General features: G+C 62.6%; 22 protein-coding genes and 1 pseudogene. 17 read left to right on the top strand and 6 right to left on the bottom strand.

Annotated elements, in window-relative coordinates; genetic code table 11:
• Nucleotides 1–13 precede the first annotated feature (13 nt).
• The 4 genes from C0617_RS13455 to C0617_RS13440 all read left to right on the top strand — a co-directional run bounded on the left by C0617_RS13455 (nt 14) and on the right by C0617_RS13440 (nt 5186).
• Nucleotides 14–1510: a pitrilysin family protein gene (locus C0617_RS13455; protein WP_291317553.1), complete on the top strand. Its 1497-nt coding sequence runs from the start codon at nt 14–16 to the stop codon at nt 1508–1510.
• Nucleotides 1507–2922 (top strand): pitrilysin family protein, encoded by a 1416-nt coding sequence (locus C0617_RS13450; RefSeq protein WP_291317552.1) that lies wholly within the window; start codon nt 1507–1509, stop codon nt 2920–2922. Before C0617_RS13455 ends, C0617_RS13450 begins: the two co-directional genes overlap by 4 nt.
• 272 nt (nt 2923–3194) lie before the next feature.
• On the top strand, nt 3195–3722 hold the full coding sequence (locus tag C0617_RS13445) for a YkgJ family cysteine cluster protein (protein ID WP_291317551.1): 528 nt from the start codon (nt 3195–3197) through the stop codon (nt 3720–3722).
• A gap of 93 nt (nt 3723–3815) precedes the next feature.
• Nucleotides 3816–5186: a YihY/virulence factor BrkB family protein gene (locus tag C0617_RS13440; RefSeq protein ID WP_291317550.1), complete on the top strand. Its 1371-nt coding sequence runs from the start codon at nt 3816–3818 to the stop codon at nt 5184–5186.
• 9 nt (nt 5187–5195) lie between these two features.
• Here the strand turns inward: C0617_RS13440 and C0617_RS13435 are convergent, their stop codons facing one another.
• Nucleotides 5196–5936: a UDP-2,3-diacylglucosamine diphosphatase gene (locus tag C0617_RS13435; protein WP_291317549.1), complete on the bottom strand. Its 741-nt coding sequence runs from the start codon at nt 5934–5936 to the stop codon at nt 5196–5198.
• A gap of 217 nt (nt 5937–6153) precedes the next feature.
• Here C0617_RS13435 and C0617_RS13430 point away from each other — a divergent pair, with 217 nt between their 5' ends.
• From C0617_RS13430 to C0617_RS13380, 11 genes and pseudogenes are all read left to right on the top strand, one after another.
• Entirely contained in the window at nt 6154–6372 is a 219-nt protein-coding gene (locus C0617_RS13430) for a 4-oxalocrotonate tautomerase family protein (RefSeq protein WP_291317548.1), read from the top strand.
• 156 nt (nt 6373–6528) lie between these two features.
• Complete coding sequence (locus C0617_RS13425) at nt 6529–7773, top strand: tetratricopeptide repeat protein (protein ID WP_291317547.1); 1245 nt, start codon at nt 6529–6531, stop codon at nt 7771–7773.
• 12 nt (nt 7774–7785) lie between these two features.
• Entirely contained in the window at nt 7786–10458 is a 2673-nt protein-coding gene (locus tag C0617_RS13420) for a heavy metal translocating P-type ATPase (protein ID WP_291317546.1), read from the top strand.
• 32 nt (nt 10459–10490) lie between these two features.
• Complete coding sequence (locus tag C0617_RS13415) at nt 10491–10964, top strand: TIGR00725 family protein (RefSeq protein WP_291317545.1); 474 nt, start codon at nt 10491–10493, stop codon at nt 10962–10964.
• Nucleotides 10961–11995 (top strand): bifunctional oligoribonuclease/PAP phosphatase NrnA, encoded by a 1035-nt coding sequence (locus C0617_RS13410; protein WP_291317544.1) that lies wholly within the window; start codon nt 10961–10963, stop codon nt 11993–11995. Before C0617_RS13415 ends, C0617_RS13410 begins: the two co-directional genes overlap by 4 nt.
• A 94-nt stretch (nt 11996–12089) precedes the next feature.
• Nucleotides 12090–13163: an N-acetylmuramoyl-L-alanine amidase gene (locus C0617_RS13405; RefSeq protein WP_291317543.1), complete on the top strand. Its 1074-nt coding sequence runs from the start codon at nt 12090–12092 to the stop codon at nt 13161–13163.
• A 44-nt stretch (nt 13164–13207) separates the two neighbouring features.
• Nucleotides 13208–13894, top strand: a pseudogene (rph, locus tag C0617_RS13400) (ribonuclease PH).
• Nucleotides 13894–14487, top strand: coding sequence for an XTP/dITP diphosphatase (locus C0617_RS13395; protein ID WP_363324388.1), 594 nt, complete (start codon nt 13894–13896; stop codon nt 14485–14487). The pseudogene rph and the gene C0617_RS13395 overlap by 1 nt, the downstream one beginning before the upstream one ends.
• A 284-nt stretch (nt 14488–14771) precedes the next feature.
• Nucleotides 14772–15746 (top strand): 4Fe-4S dicluster domain-containing protein, encoded by a 975-nt coding sequence (locus C0617_RS13390; RefSeq protein ID WP_291317541.1) that lies wholly within the window; start codon nt 14772–14774, stop codon nt 15744–15746.
• Nucleotides 15733–16380, top strand: coding sequence for a cytochrome b/b6 domain-containing protein (locus C0617_RS13385; protein WP_291317540.1), 648 nt, complete (start codon nt 15733–15735; stop codon nt 16378–16380). Before C0617_RS13390 ends, C0617_RS13385 begins: the two co-directional genes overlap by 14 nt.
• A gap of 141 nt (nt 16381–16521) precedes the next feature.
• Entirely contained in the window at nt 16522–16983 is a 462-nt protein-coding gene (locus tag C0617_RS13380) for an SRPBCC family protein (RefSeq protein WP_291317539.1), read from the top strand.
• 125 nt (nt 16984–17108) lie between these two features.
• Here C0617_RS13380 and C0617_RS13375 read toward each other — a convergent pair whose 3' ends face one another.
• Complete coding sequence (locus tag C0617_RS13375; protein ID WP_291317538.1) at nt 17109–18314, bottom strand: peptidoglycan-binding domain-containing protein; 1206 nt, start codon at nt 18312–18314, stop codon at nt 17109–17111.
• A gap of 457 nt (nt 18315–18771) precedes the next feature.
• Between C0617_RS13375 and C0617_RS13370 the strand changes: the two genes are divergently transcribed.
• Complete coding sequence (locus C0617_RS13370) at nt 18772–19839, top strand: hypothetical protein (RefSeq protein ID WP_291317537.1); 1068 nt, start codon at nt 18772–18774, stop codon at nt 19837–19839.
• Nucleotides 19840–20340: 501 nt separating this feature from the next.
• A complete protein-coding gene (locus tag C0617_RS13365; RefSeq protein WP_291317536.1) occupies nt 20341–20541 on the top strand; it encodes a DUF1059 domain-containing protein in 201 nt (66 codons plus the stop codon).
• A gap of 226 nt (nt 20542–20767) precedes the next feature.
• Here the strand turns inward: C0617_RS13365 and C0617_RS13360 are convergent, their stop codons facing one another.
• The 4 genes from C0617_RS13360 to C0617_RS13345 form a co-directional block, all read right to left on the bottom strand.
• Nucleotides 20768–21337, bottom strand: coding sequence for a LemA family protein (locus C0617_RS13360; RefSeq protein WP_291317535.1), 570 nt, complete (start codon nt 21335–21337; stop codon nt 20768–20770).
• 38 nt (nt 21338–21375) lie between these two features.
• A complete protein-coding gene (locus tag C0617_RS13355; protein ID WP_291317534.1) occupies nt 21376–23412 on the bottom strand; it encodes a GIDE domain-containing protein in 2037 nt (678 codons plus the stop codon).
• A 44-nt stretch (nt 23413–23456) separates the two neighbouring features.
• Entirely contained in the window at nt 23457–24242 is a 786-nt protein-coding gene (locus C0617_RS13350) for an acyl-ACP thioesterase domain-containing protein (RefSeq protein ID WP_291317533.1), read from the bottom strand.
• A partial coding sequence (locus tag C0617_RS13345) for an NlpC/P60 family protein (RefSeq protein ID WP_291317532.1) occupies nt 24239–24860 on the bottom strand: 622 nt, incomplete at its 5' end. The genes C0617_RS13350 and C0617_RS13345, both read right to left, overlap by 4 nt.

Below are 24860 nucleotides of genomic sequence, written 5' to 3'. Positions count from 1 at the left end.
GGAGTATCCCCCTATGCACCATCGGTTTGTCGGGAGGTCTTTGACCGCCCTGCTGTTGACCCTGTTGTTGGCCCCCGGGGCTCTTGCCCAGTACCTCGAAGAGAAGGTCCGGGAGCACACCCTGGCCAACGGCCTGAAACTGCTCACCGTGGAGCGCCACGACTCGCCGACCTTCGCCGCCTACATCACCATCGGGGTCGGCGGGGTGGACGAGACCAGTCAGACCCGCGGGGTGGCCCATCTGCTCGAACACATGCTGTTCAAAGGGACGAAAACCCTCGGCACTGTCGATTTTCGCAAAGAAAAACCCCTTCTGCAGGAGATCGAAGAGGTCGGTGTCGCTCTCGATACCCTTCGGGAGGCCAGGGATGCCGACCCGCAGGAGGTTTCCCGTCTGAAAGACCGACTCGAAGCCCTGCAGAAGAGGCACAAAGAGTTCGTGGTCAAGGACGAGTTCTCCCGCATCTATGCCAAAAACGGAGGGGTGGGCTACAATGCCTTCACGAGCAAGGACCTGACTACTTATCTCGTCTCCTTGCCGGCCAACAAGTTTGAACTGTGGGCCGCAGTCGAGTCGGACCGGATGAAGAACCCGGTACTGCGCGAGTTCTATACCGAACGCGAGGTGATTACGGAGGAGCGCCGTCGCTCCTATGAGAGCAGCCCCGGCGGAATGCTTTATGAGACCTTGATCGCCAACGCTTTTACCGTGCACCCCTACCGCAATCCGACCATTGGCTGGCCTTCCGACATCGTCAACCTTTCCCTGGCCGAGACCCGTGATTTCCTCCACAGCTACTACGCTCCGGTCAACACCGTTATCGCCATCGTTGGAGACATCGACACCGAGGAGGCGGTGGCGACCGTGGAGCGCAACTTCGGGGACATTCCGCCCGGAACCCCTGTGCCCCCCGTGGTGGCCGTTGAGCCCGAGCAGAAAGGTGAGAAGCGGGTCAAGGTGGAGTTCGACGCCGAGCCCCGATTGGCCGTCGCCTTCCACAAGCCGACCTTGCCCGAGCGGGACGATTACGTCTTCGACCTCATCGACCTGATTCTCGCCGGGGGCCGGACCTCGCGTCTCTACCGGGCGCTGGTGGTGGAGCAGCAACTGGCCACATCGGTTTCGACCTACGGCGCACCGGGCTCCCGCTTCCCCAACCTGTTCGTCTTTTCCCTCGTGCCACGCTACCCCCACACCCCCGGGGAGGTGGAAAGGGCCCTGTACGCAGAACTCCAGCGGCTGGCCAGCGAACCTGTAACGCCCCGCGAACTCGAACGGGCGCGCAACCGGCTACGCACCGACCGGCTTCGCTACCTCAAGGGAAACACCGGCCTGGCGCGAATGCTGACTTATTACCAGACCGTGGCCAAAGACTGGCGCTACCTTGTGGACTATGACGAAGTGGTGGCGGGGATCGGCGCCGACGAGGTCATGGCCGCCGCCCGCACCTACTTCACCCCGGCCAATCGCACGGTTGTCACCCTTGCCAAGAAAGGGCAGCAACCATGAACCGCCTTCGCTGTTGGGCCCTGATCCTTCTGTGCTTCGTGCTGACCGCCTGTTCCGCCCGGATGCCGCTTCACCCGGACCAGATGCAATTCTCTCCTCTGGCCTTTGAATTGCCGCAGGTGGAGAGACTCGTCCTTCCAAACGGCATCCGACTCTTCCTCAAGGAGGACCACGAACTGCCTCTGGTCTCGGTGACTGCGATGATCGGAGCGGGATCCATCGGCGACCCGGCGACCAAGACCGGCCAGGGTGGAGTGTTCGCTTCCCTGCTGCGCACCGGTGGGGCCGGGGAGATGAGTCCCGAAGCGCTCGACGAGAAACTGGAACACCTGGCCGCCGATTTCTCCGCGACCTCCGACACCTATACCACCACCCTCGGCCTTTCCTTGCGAAGCGGCGACCTGCGGGCTGGACTGGGTGTTTTGGCCGATGTCCTGCGCCGTCCCGGCTTTGACGTCCAGCGTCTCGAGCTGGCCCGCAAGCAGGCCGTCGAGGGGGTGCGCCGCCAGGATGATGACCCCGGAGCGGTGGCCCAGCGCACCTTCATGAAGGCCCTTTACGGAGACCATCCCCTGGGGCGCACTCCCACGGAGAAGACCCTGCAGGCGGTCACCCGCGAGGACCTGGTCGCTTTTCACCGGCGCTATTCTCATCCCGAAAACCTTTGGCTCGGCATTTCGGGGGACTTCTCCCGGGGGGAACTGAAGGCGCTTCTGGAGGAACTGTTCGGCTCCTGGGAAGGGGGGGCTTTCCGGTATCAGGATGTGCCGCCCTTCGGGGGCGTGACCTCTCCGTCGCTGATCCTGGCGCAGAAGGAGATCCCCCAGACCACGATTCTCATGGGACAGGTCGGCATCGAGAAGGGCAACCCCGACCTGCAGGCCCTTCGGGTCATGAACTTCATCCTCGGGGGGGGAGGCTTCAATTCAAGGCTCATGCGCGAAGTTCGCTCCAACCGGGGTCTGGCTTATTCGGTCTATTCCTATTTCCAGGTCGGCCGACTCCTGCCCGGGCCCTTTATCGCCGGGGCCGAGACCAAGAGCGCCTCGACCATGGAGGTGGTAGGCCTGATGAGGGCCCTGATCGGTGAGATGCGCGAAAGCCCCGTTCCCGAAGCGGACCTGCAACTGGCCAAGGAGAGCCTGATCAACTCCTTCGTTTTCGCTTTCACCGACAGCCACGACATCGTCACCCAGAGGCTGCGCCTGGACTTCTTCGACTATCCCGATGGCTACCTGGAAACCTATCGGGACAAGGTGGCGGCGGTGACCGGGGAGGACGTGCTGCGGGTGGCCCGCCGCTATCTCGACCCCGATCGCCAGATCGTGGTTCTGGTCGGGGACGAGGCCGCCCTCGATGCCCCGCCTTCCTCTCTGGGCCTGCCGGTGCGCCCCGCCGCGCAGATAGACTGAGGCGTGGCGGCGAAACTCGAGGTGTCTGCGTCTCTTGCCTCTGCAGCGTCTCTCGGGAAGGGCGCCGGCATCGGTGCCATCGGCAGAGATCTGTTTTTCTGAATCGGGCCGACGATTTGCAGTGTTGGGTCGGTTTCATCGGCAGCACCGTTTATTTGCCGCATCTTGGACTTGATGCTTGTTTTCCCGCATCCCCTTTGTGGTGAACGGGGTGCCGGAGTTCCTGTGCCCCTGAACGTCGGAGGGGGAGACAACCAAGGAAGGATGTACCAATGGACCTGCTCGAAAACTATCGTACCCTGGTGGAACGGGTCGATGCTTTGGCCGGCCGGATCGAGGAGGCCTTCTCCGATGAGATCGCCTGCCATAGGGGTTGCGACAGCTGCTGTCGCCACCTGAGCGTCTTTCCCGTGGAAGGGTATGCCTTGGCCCGCGCCCTGGAGGAAATGCCCGAGAAGGCCGCGAACCGACTTCGTGGACTGGCCCGTAAGGTCGCCCCCGACGCCCCCTGCCCCCTGTTGAAGGGTGGGGAGTGCCTGCTGTATTCGGCACGCCCGATTATCTGCCGTACCCATGGATTGCCTCTGCTCACCGGCGAAGGAGGGGAGCGTCGCATCGATTTCTGTCCTCAGAACTTCACCGGGGCCGCCTCTCTTCCCGCCGAGGCGGTTATTAATCTTGACCTGCTCAACGCCACCCTGGCCACGGTCAACGGATTGTTAGTGGCCGAAAAATACCAGGGGACGCCTCCCGAGGCCCCGCGGCTGAGTCTCGCCGACGCTCTCTTGTCTTCCTGGTAACACCCCATTATCATTGTCAAATTGCATAGATGTGGTGTAATTTAATAAAGCGCCTCTGCGGCGCGCAGGTTGAGTCCTTACCGGAGGGTTGCCGTGGGTCTGCTGGATCAGCTCAGAAGGGTGAAGAGGTTTCTGTTTCGCGACCTGTGGGAGGTTGACATCTCGGATCTGCCGCGGGCGAAAGCCTTGCTGGTTCGGCAGGTGCAGGTCGCGAACCTCGTCGTACGCGATTTCATTGCCGATCGTTGCCTGCTGCGGGCCTCGGCTCTGACCTACGCGACCCTCCTGTCGATCGTTCCTCTGCTGGCCCTCATGTTCGCGGTACTCAAGGGCTTCGGTGTTCAGAACTCCCTGCAACCGCTTCTGCTGGAGAAGTTCGCCGCCGGTTCCGGGGAGGTGATCGGCGAGATCGTCAACTATATCGACAACACCAACGTGGGTCGCCTCGGGATGCTTGGCCTCGCCATGTTGATCTTCACGGTACTGACCCTTCTCTCCAACATCGAGAAAAGTTTCAACGCCATCTGGGGGGTGGACGAAACCCGCGGCCTGCTGCGACGCTTCGCCGACTATTTCTCGGTTGTCACGGTAGGGCCTTTGCTGGTGATCGCGGCCATCTCCATGACCTCCACTCTGCAAAGCCACGCCTTCGTCGCCCGCTTCCAGGCCACCGCCTTCATCGGACCGATTATTCTTTTCCTCTTCAGCACCATCCCCTATCTGGGGATGTGGATTGCCTTCACAGCCCTGTACATCTTCATGCCCAACACCAAGGTGAACTACCGTGCCGCCGTGGTCGGCGGCATCTTTGGCGGTACCTTGTGGCAGTTGGCACAGTTGGGTTATGTCCACTTCCAGGTCGGTGTGGCCAAGTACAACGCCATCTACGGCACCATGGCCGCCCTTCCCATTTTCATGGTCTGGATCTATCTCAGCTGGCTCATCGTCCTCCTTGGGCTGGAGGTGACCTATGCCTGGCAGAACCTGCGCCTCGTCCCGAGCGATGTGCGCGGCGAGCAGGTCAACTTCTCCAGTCGCGAGATGGTGGCCCTGACCGTGATGCTGGTGGTTGGCGAGGCCTTCTATCGCGGCGAGAAGCGCTGGACCCCGGAGCGCCTCTGCGTCGATCTCGACCTGCCTCCGCGGCTGGCCAAAAACATCCTCGCCCAGTTGGTTAGTCTCGGGTTCCTATCGGAGGTGCATGATAATGGCGACGAAGGCTGCCACTATCAGCCCGGTTTGGCTCCCGAAGTTCTAACGGTGCATGATCTGCTGGAGGGGTTGAAGGGGGACGGCGTCACCTTCGCTCGTCTGCGTCGAACCCCGGAACGGGATGTGGTGACGGAGATCGAGGCGCGCATCGCGGAAGCGGGCCGTTCCGCCCTGCAAGGGGCGACCCTGCAGGATCTGGTGACCCGGATGAGGGAAAGAAGGGGGGAGGAAGGCGAGGAGGGGGAAGGGTAGAGCCCAGACTCAGTCGGTCTTGGAACCGGCCCCTTTGAAACTGCGAAGAGAAAAGGCGCCGTCCTCGTAGACGGCGTAGGAAAACTGGTCGATCCAGTCTCCGAGGGCGACCAGAGTACCCTCCTCGATGGTACGGATCATGGGGGAGTGGAAATGCCCGGTGACCACGGCCCGATACCCTTCGGCGAAGCGTTGCCGGGCGAAGGAGGCCAGGGTCGCCTCGGATTGTCCTTTGTTCCTGTCGACGTGGGGGGTTTTCTGGCTCTGGCGGCTGGCCCAGCGGGCCACGGACCAGGCCCAGTCGGGGGGGATAAGGCGCATGAGCCAGTTCAGGGGTCTGCTGCGCAGGCAGCGGCGCAGCAGGCGGTAGCCGGGGTCGTCGGGGCGGACCAGGTCGCCGTGGGCGATAAAAATCCGCTCGTCGTCGATTCGCACCTCGCCCCCGTCGGGCAGGATCCGGCAGCCGAGGGTCTGCTCGAAGAAGGGGCCCATGTGAAAGTCGTGGTTGCCTTCGACGTAGACGATTTCCGTCCCCTCCTCGCGTATCCGGCGAAGGGCTTCCAGGATGGGAACGTACGGGGCAAAGACGGTGTGCCGGTAGCCGAACCAGAAGTCGAAGATGTCGCCGAGCAGGTAAAGTGTGCGGATGCGTCCCCTCTGTTCGTCAAGGAATGTCAGCAGGCGCCGGTAGTTGGCGTCGCCGGGGTCGAGCAGATGGGCATCGGCGATGAAGAGGTCTTTCTCTTTCATGGGAGCCAACTATAGTGACAGCGATGTGCAAAGTCAAGTGACCGAAGCGCCGCCATGGGCGTGTCCGAATGGGGGCCGGCATCGCAGAAGCCCTGGTTCGAATCTTTCGGGCGGGACCGTGGGGGGATCCACGGAGATGCTATGATTCAGGCAGCCGTTTGTCCGGTCCGGGAGGGTCGGCTCAGGTCTGTCTCCAACCTACAATCCAGGAGGAGCCATGCCCTTCGTGAACGTGCGCATCACTACCGGGGCGACGAAAGAGCAAAAGGAACAGCTTGTCGAGGGAATCACCGACCTGCTTGCCAGGGTTTTGAGCAAGAACCCGGCATCGACCCATGTGGTCGTCGAGGAGGTGCCCCCGGGCAACTGGGGAGTGCGGGGGGAGACGGTGGAGAGCCTCCGTGCCAAGGGGGTTCCCGGCATTTCCCCGAAGTGAATTGATCGAGGTCCGACTGGCTCCGCAGAGAGGTGGTTGATGCCTCGGGAAAAGACCTGCGGAACAAGGTGCTTCGTCAGGTCTTTTCTGTTATATTGGCTCCCCCGGACCGCCTCAGGCATGACCGGACGTTTTTCCCTACCGCCGGGAGCTGGCATGAACGAGGAATTCGACGAATACCTGGAAGAGAACGACGACACCCTGGAACTGGCCCAGATGTCTTTGGACCGGGGGGATGACAGCGGCGCTCTGGAGATGGCGGAAAACTGCCTGGAGAACCATCCGCTGCGGGTTGATGCCCTGAACCTCTGCGCGGTGGCGGCCTTTAACCTGGGGGATGAGGTCAAGGCTCTGGGGTTGTTCCAGAAGGCCTTGCGCCTGGAACCCCGCAACGGATCGATCCATCACAATTACGGCGTGCTTCTGGAACGCATCGGCGAATACCAGGAGGCCCTGAGTCACTTCCGGCGTTGCCTTGATCTGCAGCCTGACTTTCCAGAGGCCTACCTCAACCTCGGCAACGTTCTGGACGGATTGGGACGGACCGAGGAGTCACTGGAGTGGTACGATAAGGCCCTCAAGCGGATGCCGGAGGCCATCGACCCCCTCTACAACAAGGGGTACGCCCTCAACCACTTGGGTCGCTTCGAAGAAGCCCTGGACGTCTTCACCCGGGCTCTGGGTATTCGCTCCAACGACGCTTCCTGTTTGAACGGCAAGGGCTACGCTCTTTCCGGCTTGGGGCGCGACGAGGAGGCCCTGAAGGATTACGATCGGGCCATCGCGCGCGAACCCGACACCGCCATCTATCGCTACAATCGCGGTCTTTCCTACTATCGGCTGGGCCGCCATCAGGCAGCCCTGGACGACCTAAAGGTCGTTCGGAAGCTCGATCCCGGATTTTTCGAGGCCTGGGTCGAGACGGCCAGCCTGCTCACCGACCTGGGGCATTTCGGCGAAGCTTTGGTGGTGCTAGAAGAAGCCGAACGGCTGGAGCCGGGCAGCCCCGAACCGCCTTTCTACCGGGGGGTGATCCTGGAGAAGCAGGGGGATGCAGCGGGGGCACTGGCCGCCTTGGACGAGAGCCTTGGCCGCGACCCCGATGCGGTTCATGCCCTCAACAACAAGGGGAACGTGCTCATGGACATGGGCCGGGTGGACGAGGCCCTTGTCTGCTTCGATGCGGTCCTCGAAAAGGACAGCCGCTATTCCCTGGCTCATTACAACCGGGCATGTGCTATGGCCCTCAAGGGCCAGGTGCGCGAGGCCGTACGGTCTCTCGAAGAGGCAGCAACTCTCGATCCGCAATTTTTGGAGGACGCCGATCGTGATCCGGATTTTGACCCGATTCGCAACCGGCCTTCTTTCCGGCGCCTGTTCGGGAGCAATAAGGCGGTGTGAAGGAGGCATCCCGTGAAGCAGACCACGGTGTCCGTCCACGGAATGAGCTGCCAGAGGTGCGCGTCTAAGGTCACTTCGGCGTTGGAGTCCCTGGACGGGGTGAAGGCGGTGCGGGTCTCCTTGGAGAAAGAGGAGGCGTCGGTCGTTTATGATGAGCTCCGGGCGGGCCGACGGGAGATCTTGGCGGCCATCACCGCTGCCGGTTTTCAGGCTGGCGGGGTCCTTGGGGCGGCACACCGGGCACCATCGGAGACCCAGGAGGAAGCCGGGGAGCCGAAGCGGACCGAAACTTTCACCCTGCAGCTTGGGGGAATGACCTGCGCCAATTGCGCCCGAACGGTCGAAAAGGGGGTTTTCGGCCTGGAAGGGGTGCAGGAGGCCTCGGTCAACTTCGCGGTGGAAAAGCTGACCGTGGTCTTCGACGCCGATCGCCTGAATACCGGCGACATCGTGGGCAAGGTGCAGGATCTCGGCTATCGGGCCCTGTTGCCGGGGACTGCCCCCGAGATCCCAGGGCGGCTGATCTTCGCGATCCAGGGCATGCACTGCGCCTCCTGCGCCCGGACGATCGAGAAGAAGCTTCAGTCCCTGGGAGGTGTGCGCTCCGTTCAGGTCAACCTTGCCGGTGACAGCGCCGCCGTGGAGTTCGATCCCGCCGAACTCGGCCGGGTCGAGATCTTTCGGGCCGTGCAGGACGCCGGCTTCACTCCCCTGGAGTCCCGGGGGGGCGCAGGCGAGCAGGACGAGGCCCGCGCCCAGCTTCGCTGGCTGCTCTTCTCCGCTATACTCACCCTTCCCATCCTTCCTTTGATGTGGACCGAGCCTTTCGGCGGGTCCACCGTCTACCTCAACGCCCTGCTCGCCACGGTCATCCAGTTCAGCGCTGGCCTCACGTTTTACCGTGGCGCCTGGACGTCGCTTCGAAACCGTTCGGCCAATATGGACGTGCTGGTGGCCATGGGAATCACCGCTGCCTACGGCTATTCGATGTTCGCCCTGCTGAACCTGTTCGGGGTTTCGGGTCATGTCTTTTTCGAGACGAGTGCCATGCTGGTCACCTTCATCCGCTTTGGTAAGTGGCTGGAGGCCCGGGCCAAGGGGAAGGCGAGCCAGGCCCTGAAGGCATTGCTCCAGCTCCAGGCCGACAGGGCGTCCCTGCTGGTGGACGGCCGCGAGGAGGATGTGCCGGCGGACCGTGTCGGCATCGGCGACCGGGTCGTGGTCCGCCCCGGAGAGAAGATCCCCGTGGACGGGGAGGTGGAAGAGGGCAGTTCGGCGGTGGACGAATCGATGGTCACCGGCGAGTCGGTGCCGGTGGACAAGGAGGCGGGCGACAGCGTCACCGGGGCCACCATCAACCGGACCGGCAGGCTGGTGGTCAGGGCCACTCGGGTCGGCGAGGAGACGGTGCTCGCTCAGATCGTGCGCATGGTGGAGGAGGCCCAGGCGGACAAGGCCCCCATCCAGCGCCTGGCCGATGCCGTATCCAATGTTTTCGTCCCCGCCGTGGTGGCCGTCGCCCTGGCGACCTTTCTCCTCTGGCGGTTTGCCGCGGGGGCCGAGTTCCTTTTCGCTTTCAAGATGGCGATCGCGGTTCTGGTCATCGCCTGCCCCTGCGCGCTCGGTTTGGCCACCCCGACCGCCATCATGGTCGGCAGTGCTGTCGGTCTCTCGGCCGGAATCCTCTTCAAGCGCGCGTCGGTCCTGGAGAACATGTCCAGGCTTGACGTGCTGCTGCTCGACAAGACCGGCACCCTCACCAAGGGGGAGTTCTCCGTCACCGACCTGATTCCCGCCGGGGGCGAAAGCGAGGCGGAACTGCTGCGGGTCGCAGCCGGGGCCGAGGCGGGCAGCCTGCACCCCCTGGCCCGGGCAGTGGTTCGCCGTGCGCGTCAGGAGGGCATCGACATCCCCGCCGTCGGGGAGGTGACGGAGGTTGGCGGCCACGGTCTGATCGCAGAGGTGGAGGGCGCAAGAGTTCTCGCCGGAAGCCATCGTCTCATGGAGCGCGAGGGGGTGGACGTGACCCCCCTGATGGAGACGGTGGATGAACTGACCGCCGCCGGCAAGTCGGTGGTCTATCTCGCCAGATCGGGCGCCTTGCTGGGGGTGGTGGGCCTTGCCGACACCCTTCATGAGAACGCTGGCAAGACCATTGCCCGGCTCAGGGACCTGGGGCTGAAGACGGTGATGATCACCGGCGACCGGGCCGCGGCGGCCCGGGCGGCGGCTGCCGAGATCGGCGTGGACGCGGTGGAGGCCGAGGTCCTTCCGAGCGACAAACTGGAAGTTGTCCGCAGGTACCAGGGGCAGGGGCACTTCGTGGGGATGGTCGGTGACGGCATCAACGACGCACCGGCCCTGGCCCAGGCGGATATCGGCATCGCTATCGGTAGCGGTACGGACGTGGCCAAGGAGACCGGCGACATGGTCCTGGTCCGGGGGGACATTCTGGACGTGGAACGGGGTATCCGCCTCGGCCGCAGGACCCTGGCCAAGGTCAAACAGAACCTGTTCTGGGCCTTCTTTTACAACGTGGTCGGCATCCCCATTGCCGCCGGTGCCCTTTACCCGGCCTTCGGGGTGGTTCTCAAGCCCGAGTTCGCCGGCCTCGCCATGGCCTTCTCGAGCGTTTCGGTGGTCACCAACAGCCTGTTGCTTCGCCGCTACCGGCGCCGGCTCTGACAGGTTTGGGGAAAACAGGGAAGGAGAGCGTCATGGGCAGAACGGTCATCGGGGTTGTCGGGGCCTCCAGCGTCAGCGCCGGCGGATACGACAAGGCGCGGCAGGTCGGCCGGCTTCTGGCGGAGCGGGGGGCGACCCTGGTCTGCGGTGGCCTGGGTGGGGTCATGGAGGCGGCCTGCCGTGGGTGCAGCGAGGCCGGGGGGTTGGCGGTCGGCCTTTTGCCCGGCGGCGAGGCGGGACAGGCCAATGCCTACGTGTCCCTGGCCATTCCCACCAACATGGGGCACGCCCGCAACGTTATCATCGCCCATACGGCTCAGGCACTGATCGCCGTGGAAGGAGAATACGGAACCCTCTCCGAGATGGCCATCGCCCTCAAGCTGGGGCGCCCGGTCATCGCCCTCGACGCCGGATATCGTCTCGAAGGCCTGGCCCATGCCGCTACCGCCGAGGAGGCGGTACGGCTGGCCCTGGAGAGCCTCGGCGGCGAAGGGGGCCTATCATGACCGCGGAGGGGAGCCGTTCCAGGACCTTTTCCGACCAGTTGATCGAGTGGGTGCGGGGCAAGGGGCGCATCCTGATCGTGGCCCATGACAATCCGGACCCCGATTCTCTGGCTTCCGCTTTCGCCCTCCAGCACCTGTTTCTGGTCAAGGCCGGGCAGGAGGCGACCATCGCCTTCGGCGGAGTGATCGGGCGGGGCGAGAACCGGGCCATGGTTCATGAACTTGAAATCGGCGCTGTCCCCATCGACGGCCTTGATCTGGACCAGTATGGAGTGGTGTGCATGGTGGACACCCAGCCGGGCACGGGGAACAATTCCTTTCCCGCCGGCCGCCGGGTGCACGTCGTCATCGACCACCATCCCCTGCGTATCGAGGCACCCGGCCCCTGGGTCGACGTGCGGGAGAACTACGGGGCCTCGGCGACCATCCTCTTCGAGTACCTCGTCGCTCAGGATGTCTACCTGAGCACCAAGCTGGCCACGATCCTGTTCTACGCCATCAAGTCAGAGACCCAGGATTTGGGTCGAGAGTGGTGTCGGGCCGACCGGGAGGCTTACCTCTCTCTCCTTCCATTGGCCAATAACCGGATCCTTTTCAACATCACTCACCCCAAGTCCCCCCGCGCCTACTTTTTCTCCTTCTACCGGGCGCTTAAGAACGCCCGCATTTTCGATCGGGTTCTGGTCTTCAACCTTTACGACATCGAGATTCCTGACATGGTGGCCGAAATGGCTGATTTCCTGCTTCGCATGGAGGGGATCGAGGTCGTCCTGGGCATGGGGCGGTACGGGGAGAAGGAAATTCTTTCTCTTCGCACCTCCGATCTCTCCCTGAAAGCGGGGGAGGCCCTGCACCGGGTCGTCGACGGTCTCGGCAGCGCCGGGGGACACGGCATGACCGCGGGCGGACAGATCCGGTCCATGCAAGGCAGCAAGGCCGCCCAGCGGGAACTGGAGGAGACCTTGACCCGCAGGCTCCTGAAGACCCTGGGCATGCCCTTGGTGTATGGCGCAAAGCTGATTCCCTCCTGATGCGGGGAGGGAGCCCGGCCTGGGGGCGTTCGCATTGACAGGGCGCGATAAATCGGGGTATAAGGTGGGCGCCCGACTCCGCCCCGAGGTGACCATGGTCCGAACTTTAATCCTGCTCTGCCTAGCTCTGACCCTCTCCGTGCCGGCCGCGGCCTCTGTGGAACTGTCCCTCGGGCGCCAGAAGCCGACCACTATTCACGAAGTCTACCTGCGCGACGGGGTCGCCTACCTGGCGCTCGACGACCTGCTTCCTACCCTGGGCCTGCGCGGCCGGTGGGATTCTGTGGAGCACGTCTACCTCATCAAGAGTTCATGGGGCACCGCGGTCATCTCCCCGGGCAGCCAGTTTTTGCGCCAGGGGGAGCGGTTCGTTCCCCTGCAACGCCCCCCCCGATTCATCGACGGCCGACTGCGGGTTTCCTCGGATTTCATTACCGAGCATCTCGCCCAGATGGTCGAGAGGCCGATCTACTTCCGCAATCTCCATCCGACCGCCCCGACACAGCAGGAGAAGCAAAACCCCCTCGATCGCTTATTCGCCTTCCTGCTGCGCAAGAAGCAGCCGGTCTCCGGAGGCGGATTGCACGGGGTGGCCATTGACCCCGGCCACGGCGGCCAGGACCCGGGGGTTCTCGGCCCTCTCGGAGGCAAGGAAAAGGAGGTGACCCTTGAGGTCGCCCGGCAGTTGGAGAAGCTTGTCAAGATGCGGCTCGGCATCCCGACCTTTCTGAGCCGCGACGGCGATTATTCCCTGACCTGGGAAAAGCGCCTGGAGCCTGCGGCACGCCCTGAGGTCGACGTGCTTCTCCTGCTCCACGCACAGGCCTCCCTCGGTCATGACCCGCGGGGACTCAGTCTTTTTGTGCGGCCTCGCGAGGGGCTTCCCGGTGGCGGTCCCGAGGTTGGCGATGGGGAAAGCATGCGCCTGGCTCGCCACCTCACCGAGGCCCTGCGCGATTCCGGCATGGAGGTCGCCGGGATTCGCGAGGCGCCTTTGCTGCCTCTCGGCCGGGGCGACCTGCCCACGGTCTTGGTGGAGCTGGGTTATCTGTCCCACCCCGGGGATCGGGTTCTGCTGCAGGATGCGGATGGGCAACAAAAACTGGCCGGCGCTCTGTTTGCAGGGCTGAAGGCTTTTGCAGATGAACTCAAGGAGGTCTCACATTGAACGGAAGCGATGACCGGCGCCCGGACGGGCGCGTTCCGGCCCAGCTGAGGTAAGTCACATTTCAGAAGGGTTTCACCCGCTACGCCGAAGGCTCGGTCCTGGTTCGCTTCGGGGAGACCGTCGTGCTGTGCAACGCATCGGTCGAAGAGAAAGTTCCCCCCTTTATGCGCGGAGAGGGGCGCGGCTGGGTGACGGCCGAATACTCCATGCTTCCCAGGGCCACGCACACCCGCTCGCCCCGGGAGTCGACCCGCGGCAAGGTCGGTGGACGAACTCACGAGATCCAGCGTCTCATCGGCCGTTCCTTGAGGGCCGTGATCGACTTGGAGGCCCTCGGCGAGCGAACCATCCAGATCGATTGCGATGTGCTTCAGGCCGACGGCGGTACCCGGACAGCAGCCATTACAGGATCCTGCGTGGCCTTGGGCGATGCCCTGGATGGGCTGGTCGAGCAGGGCCTCCTGACCCGTTCGCCCCTGCTGGAGACCGTCGCAGCGATAAGCGTCGGGATTGTCGATGGCCGGCCTCTACTCGACCTTAATTACGAGGAGGATTTCGGCGCCTCGGTGGACATGAACTTCGTCATCACCGAATCCGGACGCTTCGTGGAGGTCCAGGGGACCGCCGAAGAGGAGCCATTTACCTCGCAACAATTGGATGCCCTGCGCGACCTGGCCCTTGGCGGATGCCGGGACCTCGCCCTGCTGCAGAAACAGGCCAAGGAGGGATGATCATGGAACTGGTGGTCGCGACCCGCAACGAGGGTAAACTCCGGGAGATTCGGCGACTGCTCGAGGGGACCAGGTTGGAGGCCCGGGGGCTTGACGCCTTTCCCGAATTGGCGGAGATTGAGGAGGACGGCGATACCTTCGAGGCCAATGCCCGCAAAAAGGCCCTGACCGTGGCCCGTCATACGGGTCTCCTGACGCTGGCTGACGATTCGGGGCTGAGTGTTGAGGCTCTCGCCGGGCAGCCCGGAGTGCGTTCCGCCCGCTATGCGGGTGAGGGGGCCAGCGACGCCGACAATAACCGGAAGCTTGTTGAAGCTCTGGCGGTAGTTTCCCCTGAACGGCGCCAGGGAGCTTTCCACTGCGCCATGGCCCTGTGTTGGCCAGAGGGGAAGTGTCTCGTTTTCGAGGGGCGTCTCGAAGGCCTGCTCCTGGACGAGCCGCGCGGCGAGGGAGGCTTCGGTTACGACCCCCTCTTCCTGGTGCGGGAGTATGGCAAGACTCTTGCGGAACTCCCCCTGGAGGTGAAAAATCGCATCAGCCATCGGGGGCAGGCCCTACGCTGCGCCCTCGAGTATCTCCAGAAACTTCCCTGAAGGACAGGCCTGATTCGCCGCATCAGGCCTGTCAGCCAGAACCGACCCTGCCGCCCGACTCCCCCGCTTGCCTTGCTCTGCCAGATCCCCCACCCCCAAAGAGGTGCCCATCGCTGGTCTTCGGGGCCTGATTGTTCACTCTGTTACTCGGGAAGGATTAAGAAAAGGTAAAGTGGAACCCTTGAGTTTGCCCTTGTCTTTTTTATCCATATATAGGAAGATACGGCAGATGTTTTCGGTTCGGTTTTGGGGCCGGGACAGATCGGCTTGAGGAGGCCAGGCTTGTGAAGTTGAATAGAAGAACCTTCCTTGCTGGGATGGCTGCGGCCACCGGCGCGATGATGGTGCCATGTTCGAGAGCCCGGGCGGCCGCGAGCAAGGACTCCTACGCCACGCTCATTGACCTGACCCGGTGCGACGGTTGCTCCGGAGAGGAGGTCCCGCTTTGCGTGGGGGCCTGCCGCACGGCTTGTACGCCCAAATTCCCCGAGCCGGACCCGGCAAAACTCAAGGACTATTGGCCCCAACCCTTCCACGAGGACTGGAGCGGTCGGCGCGACATCACCGATCGGCTCACACCCTACAACTGGAGCTATGTCCAGAGGGTGTCCGTCGATGTGGACGGCCGGCGGAAGGAAGTGGCCATCCCCCGTCGCTGCATGCACTGCGACAACCCCCCCTGCGTCAAGCTCTGCCCCTTTGGAACCAACAAAAAGACCCCGGAAGGTCCGGTTCACATCGACCCAGACCTCTGCTTCGGTGGTGCAAAATGCCGCACGGTCTGCCCCTGGCATGTGCCGCAGCGGCAGGCGGGTGTTGGAATCTACACCCATCTCGACCCCCTGCCGGTGGGGGGGGGAGTTATGTACAAGTGCGATCTTTGCCGGGATCGCCTCGCTCTGGGTGAGCAGCCCGCCTGCCTGGCCGCCTGTCCCCGGCAGGCCATGCACCTGGGGACCCGGCGCGAGATCGAAGCGCTCGCCGACGACTTGGTGGCCCGTTGTCAGGGACACCTTTATGGTCGTACCGAGAACGGAGGGACCTCGACATTCTACGTTTCCCCTGTCCCCTTCGAGGAACTCGATCGTGCCCTGCTTGAGCAGGCCGAGGACCCCAAAAAGGTAATGCGCCTGCACCAACCCGAGAACCTTCTGGAGCGGCACACCGTCCTGGCCAAGGCGGCCCTCGTCGCCCCGGTGGCCGGAGCGGTGGGGGCTTTCGCCGCCACCGTGATAAAGAACAGAGATGATGAAAAATAGCGAAAAGGTAGTCCGTCACTCTCTCGCTGTGCGGCTTGTCCACTGGTTGGTCGCCATCAGTGGCCTGTTGCTGATTTTTACCGGGATGGGCGAGTTGCCCATGTACAAGCGCTACAACCTGGTCAAGTTGCCGGGGCTGGGCTGGGCCGGAGATTTCGAACTGAACCTGATTCTTCACTACGGGACGGCCGTCGTGTTCGGTGCGGCGGTCTGCTTTCACCTGGTATACCACCTGCGGAGAAGGGAGCTGGCAGCCTGGCCGCAGAAAGGCGACTTCAGGGAGAGCCTTTCCATTATCAAGGCACTCTTGTCGGGCGGAGAGGAGCCGCCCCACGGCAAATTCCTCGCCGAGCAGCGCCTGGCGTACGCCGCGACCGGAGCCGTGTCCCTGCTGCTTCTGCTCACCGGTTTGCTCAAGAGCTACAAGAACCTGGGGGCCATCGTCATCGATCCTTCCATCCTGCAGGTGGTGACCGTCCTTCACACCGTTGGGACAATGGTTTTCATGCTGCTGATCATCGCCCACGTGGGGGCCTTTGCCCTGAGGGCCAACTGGCCCCTGCTGCCGACCATGCTCACCGGCGCGGTGAACCGGGATTACGCCCGAAGGCGCCATCGCAAGTGGCGCATCTAGAGAGACAAGGCCGTCCTGCAAAACATGGGCGGCCTTTTTTGTTCCATTCCCTTTGTTGCTGGGCGGGTTTTGCCTTCGGACTGCTGGAGGGGTAGAATGAAGTGAGGGCGCACTTTGGCGCCCCATCCTTCGAGGAGATCGATGAAACTTTATCGCCTCCATTACCGGCAAAAACTGCCTGTCTCTCTCGAGGAGGCGTGGCGGTTTTTTTCCGACCCGGCCAACCTGGCCTCCATCACTCCACCGGGGCTCGGTTTCGTTGTGACCTCGCCCCCACAGTCCGCCATGTACCCCGGTATGATTATTTCCTACCGCATCCGTCCCCTCGTCAACATCCCCCTTGCCTGGGTGACCGAGATCACCCACGTTCGACAACCCACCTATTTCGTCGACGAACAGCGCGCTGGTCCTTATCGTTTCTGGCAGCATCAGCACCATTTTCGAGCCATTCCCGGCGGCGTGGAGATGGAGGACCTGGTTCACTACGCCCTGCCCCTAGGTCTTCTGGGTAATTTTCTTCAGCGAGTTGCGGTTGGCCGCCAGTTGGAAGAGATCTTTTCTTTCAGGCGTCACACCCTCGAGAGCCTTTTCCCCGTTCAATGAACTCGCCCGGGTGCGGGGGGAGAGTGGAAAAGGCCCCCCCGGGGGGGCCTGCAAAAGAATAGCCCCGGCAATAGCCGGAGCTGATTCCTCATAACTCATGTGACAACTAATCGCTGCTGCCGCCCTTAGGGCGAGACGCCCAGGGCCTTAACCGTACTCACGGTCAAGTACTTGCCAACCGCCAGGTTTTTGTCCTTCTGGAAGGCATTGACAGCCGCCATTGTCTGGGAACCGACGTTGCCGTCGATAGGACCAGGGTTGTAGCCCGCTTTTTGCAGCGCCCGCTGGATTTCCATGACCTTGCTGCGGGTTGTATTGGTGTCACAGAGAATCTCTCTCCACTCCATGTGGTCTTCGGACACCTTCGTCTTCTTTGTCACCGTCTGATACTGGGCTGCCACCGGAATCCGCACTTCGCGGGCCGGTTCGACCAGTTTCGTCACCTGGACGGTATTGTACGTGGCCGGGATATCGATCACCCGGGTGGTGGGTTCCTTGACCAGTATCTGCTTCTTCACGGTCTTGTAAACGGCCGGAGTCTCAATCGCCTTGGTGGTGGCCGGAGACTTGAGGACCTGCTTGGAAACGGTCCGGTACTGAGGAGGTTCTTCCACCAGGCAAAGGATCTCACCTGTCGACTCGTCGATCCGCTGGATGGGGCCGGTCCCCTTTTTCCAAACAGTCTGGGCAGGCTTGACCATGATCTGCTCTGTGACCGTCTCGTAGCGGGCGGGAACTTCCACCAGTTTCGTCTTTGCCGGCTGCACGAGAATCTGCTCTTCCACCCAGTCATGCTGGGCAGGGATCACCTCGAGCCTCTGAGAGGCCTCTTGGGCCAGCACTTTCTCGGTGACCGTCTCGTAGCGGGCGGGGATGATCTCGATCCGCTCTCCCGCCTCGTGCTTGAGGACCTTCTCGGTCACGGTCTGGTACTCGGCCGGAATGAACAGCCGGGCATAACAATGGCCAAGTTCGGCGTTGGGCGGGAAGAGAGCTTCACCCCCGGCGAACTGGAGAGCGGGTGCCGCCGGAGTCTGCATCATGGAGGACATCTGCTGGGCTTCCAGGGCTTTCTGCTCAGCCGAGAGGGCCGCCATCTGGCGTTCAAGCTGCATGTTCTGCTGCGCCAATTGGGACTCTTTTGCAGCCAGAAGTGCCTGCTGTTGGGCAAGCCCTGCCTCACGCGCCTGGATTTCAGCCATGCTCGCGCCGGATTCCATCATCGCTCCGGTCGTGGTCCCGGCCATCTGAGGCTCGGTCGAGGCGCAGGCACTCAGCATCAAGGCAACCGCTACGGTAGCGATTGTGCTGAGGAACACCTTGGTCTTCATAGTTTCCTCCTTCTTGCGGTTAATTGGTCATGGGTGAGAGGGCCACTGCCGGGCGCTGCCGGCCCAGCGGGCTAGGTCGGGCCGGCAAATCGGGTCTCACCCCTTGTCTCCATTAAATACCCGAAAAGGTCCTTGTCAAGCTATATGGCGGAAAAAAATATGGGGGCGCCGGTTTTTTCTCCTGTGAACAGGGGGTTGGGTGAGAGACGTCTATGGAAAAGCTCCCGGAAACATTTTAAGTGGTTAATTTAGCGTAGTTTTAGGCCGGTCGGCCCAAAGGGTAAGGAGTGGTGATTTCAGCGTCTTAAGTAGCAGGGGATCGGTCTTTGGTAGGCCTTTTGAATGGGGGGGAGGGGGGTTCTGTGGCAAAGGTGGCATGTATATTGAATATGAAAGGAGCAGTGTTATTCGGCCCAGGGTCAAACCTCCGGCTGAATGCATCGGTCCCGCTAGGCGGATGAATTCAAAAAAGGAGTACACCCTGTCCATGAAGTCGCTGTTGCCCCTGTTGCCCCTGTTGATCCTGCTGACCCTGGCCTCGCCCGTTCTGGCTCTTTCCGCGATGTCGCCCTCCATTCTTTTTTCCCAGGAGGTTATCGCCATCGCTCCGGACGGAACCCCTTATCCCGCGCAGACCATCGACCCCGCAGCCATTCCCGGCATGCGCACCTATGATTTCGACCTTGGAGGGGGCAGGGCGCTTCAGATCTGCTCCAACCTGGCCGATCCCGAATCCCGGGGCCTGAACGAAACGGCCGGGGTTGTACAGCGCAGCTATCGATATATCGAGGCCGCCTCCGGCCGCACCCTGGAACGGGGGGTTCTCCTTTATATCATCGAGATGGAGCGGATTCCCGTCTCTTACAGGTTCCAGGCCAGTTACCAGGAAGCCCAGTGGGGCGAGGTACGCCTCGCCCTGGTGGAGCCGGGCCAAGACCTTTTCGGCCCCAACGCGGCCGAAGGGCTCACCGAACTGATCTACGACACCATCCCTCACGAACTCGGTCACGACGTTCTCTCCGGCATGCCTTGTATGCTTCACGATCTCGACGGTGAGGCCTCCGTCCATACCCGCTGGTTCATCGAGGGGATCTGCGAAGTGCTCGCCAAGGGCTTTGCCGGCCAGGAGGATCCCACCTTGCTGAAACGCTTTATGGCCCTGCGAAAGGTCGGGACGGTGCTGGATGATCTTTCGGTCCGCGACCAGCTCTTCTCCTGGGCTCAGCACAACGGCAACCAGATGGTTCTCGAGTCGGATCTCTACGGAGCGGCTCTTCTCGTGATGATGGCCTGGACCGAGAAGGTGGAATTGGTCACCCTGCTCGACCGCCTGGAGCGGGATTCCAGGTCGTTCTGCGGCAACGATCTGGTGGCCCTGTTGGGTGTGACCACCGGACTCGGCCGGGAGGAGATGATCGAGCGGGCCAGCCTGCTTGGCCAGCGCATCGAAGAAGAGATCTTCCTCGTCAAAAACGAGGCGGATTCCGGGGATGTGCTCACCGTTTCGACACGCGCCGGTTCCTGAATCGATCATAGAGCCGAGAAAGAAGCCCTCTTTCCCAAAAAGGGGGTCCTGATTTGCCGGACATCCCCATCCTGAACCCTAAAAGCCTCCAGGCCATCATGACCTGGAGGCTTTTTTTCATCCCGTGTTTGTTGATGAAACCCTGCGGGTCAAAGAATCTTTTTACGCCCATGAATCCCCGGGGTTTTTCCCGGGCCTGCCTGGCGATCGTCTGCAGTGGGGGCGACTTCACGCCCTCGGTGTCGATTCAGAAAACCTTTGTGTTTTAACGTCTTCGGGGCGGGAACAGAACCTAAAGTTCGATTTTCCCCCTTCAGGAAAATAATTAGCTACGCTATACAGACAACCGTTGAAGGGGCTATAATTGTTGCAGGAAAGCCTTGAAGTCCGGTGTTTTTCGAATTGATGTTCCTTCGGCGGTGTCGGGGGACGAAAAGGGCTGCAAGGCTTGGTTCGAACCTCGCGGCAGCGGGGTCAATTCTTCAGGAAAGGAGAATGGTCATGGGAAGCAAATATATCGAATGCCATGATTTTCCGGGTGGTGACAAGTGCAAACATTCCACGACCCTCACCGCCGATAGCGAAGAGGAACTCCTCGAGGAAGTGGTCAGGCACGCCATCAATGTCCACGGTTGTGCAAACACCGAAGAGTTCCGGGACCATGTCCGCAGGGAATTCAAGGACGGGAACCCGCCAGCGTAAAGGCGCGAACCGTTGTATGGCGATTTTTAAAGGACACTTCGATCGAAGTGTCCTTTTTTCATAGCCAATTGATGCAGTGATGTTCGTCGCTATCGGACATCGGGTGACGCCGGGAACCATTAAGCCTGGCTGTCCCCAGAGGGGAGGCCTTTGTCTTTTGACAGGTATCCGGCGAATGCAGTGAACCCCTGCTTGAGAGGTCTTTTGGCCTGGCCCGGGGGCGGGCCTAGCCCTGTCCAAAGCTTACTTCGACATCGGTCCGGTGGGCCGGATCGATTTTCCAGAGGGGGCGCCTGGCGAAGGTGAAGAAGCGGGCGATGAGCACGTCGGGGAACTGGTCGAGGCGGATATTGTAGATGTTGACCGACTCGTTGTAGAACTCGCGGCGGTCGGCGATCTGGTCCTCCAGTTCGGAGATGCGGTTGCTGAGGCTGCGGAAGAGCTTGTCCGCCTTCAGTTCCGGGTAGCGCTCCACGACCGCGAAGAGGGAGCGTAACGTGTCGGTGAGCATGTTCTGGGCCTGCATCCTTTGCTCGTCGTTGCCGGCGCTTTTGATCTGGGAGCGGGCCTGGATGACCGCCTCGAGAGTCTGGCGCTCGTGCTGCATGTATCCTTCGCAGACCTTGATGAGCTTGGGCAGTTCGTCATAGCGCTGTTTGAGGAGCACGTCGATGTTGCTCCAGTCGCGGTCGATGTTGTTCTTGAGGCGGATAAATCCGTTGTAGATCATCACGGCGTAGAGGACCGTTCCGACCAAAAGGAGCAGCAAGACGACAAGCACAATCCAACCGATCATGTTACCTCCTGGAAAAAAGTGTCATTGCGCCCCTGCCTTCAAGTCCCGAGATGGCGCAGCACTGCGATGCTGGCCCAGACGGCGGCGGCCAGAGCGGTTAAAAGGAGCGATCCGATGAGCAGCCCGTACTTGCGTGTCAGGCGGGTCTCGGAAGCGGTTTCGGAGATGATGAAGGGCAGCCCCATCCCCCGGGCCCGGGTGATGACCACCCGGTCTTTTTGCCCGTTCCTCTCGGTCAGGCTCTGGCGCAGAGACTTCTCCTCCATGGCGCGGCGGGCGGCATCCCATTCTCCGGCGTCGATGCGCCCGTCGCCGTCGGTGTCGAAGGCACGCATGGCCGCAGGGTCCTGTTTGATTCGGCGCAGGGCCTCGGCCGTTCTCTGCCGAAGGGACTTGCGCTCACCGTGCCGCACGGTTGCAAATCCGAGAACGTAGAGATCGTTGTTCTCGAAAATGATCTCCTCCTCGTACTTTTCGCTGTTTCGGCCGGCCAGGGGACCGTCGAGCAGAACGAAGGCGTCGCCGGTGTGGTTTCCGGTGCGGCGGTGGCGGGGGGTGATGCGGGCCCGGGCGGGACTGATAGAGACCCGGCCCGTTTCGTCTTTCAGGAAGAAGGGGACGTGGCTGCTGTCTGTCTGGCGCACCAGGTTCCAGTGTCCCTTTGCATTGCGGCGGTATTTGCGAAGGCGGTAGAAGACGCAGGGGATCTGGGTGAGGGGGGAGACGAGGGCGTACTGGCGCACCGCCTTGCCCTTGAGCTCGACCATGCCCATTGCCAGGGAGCGAACCTTGCTTGTGGGGGTGTTCTCCACCATGCGCTTGAGCCTCAGGTAGTGGAAAGCGGCCAGGAAAAGGGCGGTGGAAAGAAGGGCGGGAACGGCGCCGGACTGCAGGCCGTAGCGTTTGAAGAAGGGCAGCACGCTCTGGGCCGCTCCCGTGCCTTGAAGGGCCATAAAGGCCAGGACGCCGCCCCCGATCATAAGGGTACGCCTCCTCCAGAGAAACTCCCTGTCGTCGCCCCGTTCCGGCGGCTGTGGCAGGGGCGGTCGGGCCTCGATCCCTTCGGTCTTCGCATCCCTTTCCCCGGCGGATCCGGCCGGTTCATCGAGGCTTCCCGAACCAAGCGCCTCGCCGTGGCCCACGGCGCCGAGGAGGACCGGGCCGAGCCCGATCCCCTGGCTGGCGTCCTCCGGGGAGGAATTGCGAAGGGTTTCGGCCTGCAGGTCGGCGAGCAGCCAGCCGTAGCGGGTCAGGGCTGCCAGGTTGGCTTGCAGGTCGGGCCGGCCGTCGGCGTCTTTGCGGGGGCGGCAACCGGGGAGTTTGGCGAGGCCGAAATCGGTGTTGAGGGAAAAGGATCCGGCGTACTGGCGGGCCAGTCGGACCAGCTGGTCGAGGTTGCCGGAACCGCTCAGGGAGGCGCGCTCCCCCAGACCCTCGGTTTTGAAACGGCCGGGAAAGAAGCGGATCGCGGTTCGTACCTTCCCCTTCTCGGACAGGAGGTAGAGGTCGAGGATCGGTTTGTAGAGCAGGACTTCGCGGTAGGTCTTTCCATCGTCGCCGGGAGGGGGGGCAGTGGTGCCTCGGTAAGTCTGTCTGGCTACGGCGCGCTTGCGGCTGCGGCCGACGATCTGACCCGACAGGTCGGCGAGGACCGCCAGCACCCTGTCCCCTCGCTGTAGCGGGATCTCCTGCCCGTCGCAGCGGAAGACGACCTCCTGGTCATCGATCCGCAGTTCACGAACCCGCGCCGGGGCGAAGGAGGGCGGGGTCGGCTCGATCAGCCAGTGACGCCAGCCGGTTTCATCGAGCGCTTCGGCGATCTCCTCGAGCCTCTCCCGCTCCCCGCGGGCCAGGAGGGCCGGCCCCCGGCCGAGGAGACGCTGGCGGGAGGTGGCGGCATCGAGGCCGAAGGACCTGTTCAACTCCGCGATCAGTGCCTGCACCCGCTCTCCGGCGGACGGAACCTGGTCGACGACGAGGCAGGGCCCAATTCCAACGGTGGTCTGCCGCCTCGGGCCAGGGGTGCCGGTTCGAAGCTCCTCGATGCCGTTTCTATGGAAAAATGTCTCGCTCACTGGCCGGTCTTTCGGGTCGGGCGGGAATAATCCGGACGCTTCCTTTATACAACCCCGCGGTGCGTCGTGGCAAGTCCCGGTGGGCATGGTGTCCATCGAGATTCCAGCCGGGTCAGTTCGCGGCCGTCGGCTTCGCGGAGCAACTGGTGGATGAACGCCGGAGGTCCTTTCTCGACCGACCGCAGGCGGGAGAGTACCCGGTCGCCGTAGAATGCCTCGGCGCGATAGGCGATCCGCAGTTCTGACGGGACATGGGTGCGTTGTATCGTTTCGGGGACCGCTTCCAAAGCCCAGGCGGCGTAGACCGCATTATTGACATGGCGGTTGAGATCGAGGTCGGTCATGCGAACCCTGAAGGGAAACTCCTGCTCGGCCTCCCCGAGCGCCTTCGGCATGGGGAACTCGGTGGCCAGGGCCCGGCGGGGAAGGAGGGGGTAGGGGGGGAGATGGTCGTCGAGGCGCACTGGTCGTTTGGTGGCCAGGTCGATGACGACCCAGGAACTCGATGCCTTCAGGAGAGTCTTCCCTGCTGCGTCGAATATTTCGAAATCCCTCACCGTCCCCTTGTGCTCGCGCAGGGCGGGCCAGGTCCGGAGGAGTACCTCTTCGCCCCGGCCGGGATACCGATCGACCTGCAGGTGGTAGCGGGAGAGGACCCAGGTCAGACCCCTCGGCCTCAGTTCCGCAACCGAGACGCCGAGCCTCAGGGAGTGTTCCCCGGCGGCGTCCTGGAGGAAGTTGAGCAGGGTGAGAGGCTGGGCCTGGTCGCGGAAATCGACTTCATAGGCCCGGATGCGGTAGGTCTTTTCAAAAAGCGCCTTTGCGGTCATGGCCGCCCGGGGGACAGCAGGAGGTTCATGCTTTCGACGCGGCGGCGCAGGCTGCTCACCCCGAGGGAGAGGCTGGCCTGCTCCAGGCCGGGTTCCAAGGTGGTAATGGCGGTCTTGCCGACGATCCAGCGACCTTCACGGTTCCAGAGGTTTCGTGTGCGCACCCCCCACAGGGTGTGCAGCAGGGCGGCCCGGTCTTCGTGCTCTCCGATGTACAGCATGATGTGACCGGGGACCCGCACCAGGGTCAGAAACGGGACTCCTTCATCGAGCAGGCGCCTCTCGCGCCGACTGGGGCTCAGGCCGGACAGGGGAACCACCGTCCCCTCCATGGCCTGCTTGGAGGAGTTGCGCGGCAGCCAAAGCCCGAAGGGGGCAAAGAGGTCACGAACAGTAGCCGAACAGTCCCGGTCGGCAAAGCTCTCACCCCAACCGTAGGCTTGTCCCACCATATTGCCGGCCAGGCTCGCGAGGCGCAAAGGGGTCAGCGGCAGGGGGAATGTCTCCCCGCTGTCGGGAGGAAGAAGGGCCTTTGCCAGGAGGGCCCGGCGGTTCTCGTCCGCAACTGCGAGAAAGACTTCATGGCTACCGTCCCCGGTCAGGGGGAGGAGGGTCCCG

Source organism: Desulfuromonas sp. (genome assembly GCF_002868845.1).
Taxonomy (GTDB): Bacteria; Desulfobacterota; Desulfuromonadia; order Desulfuromonadales; family BM501; genus BM501.
Note: the sequence above shows the minus strand (reverse complement) of the source record. Positions and strands in the feature narration are given on the sequence as shown.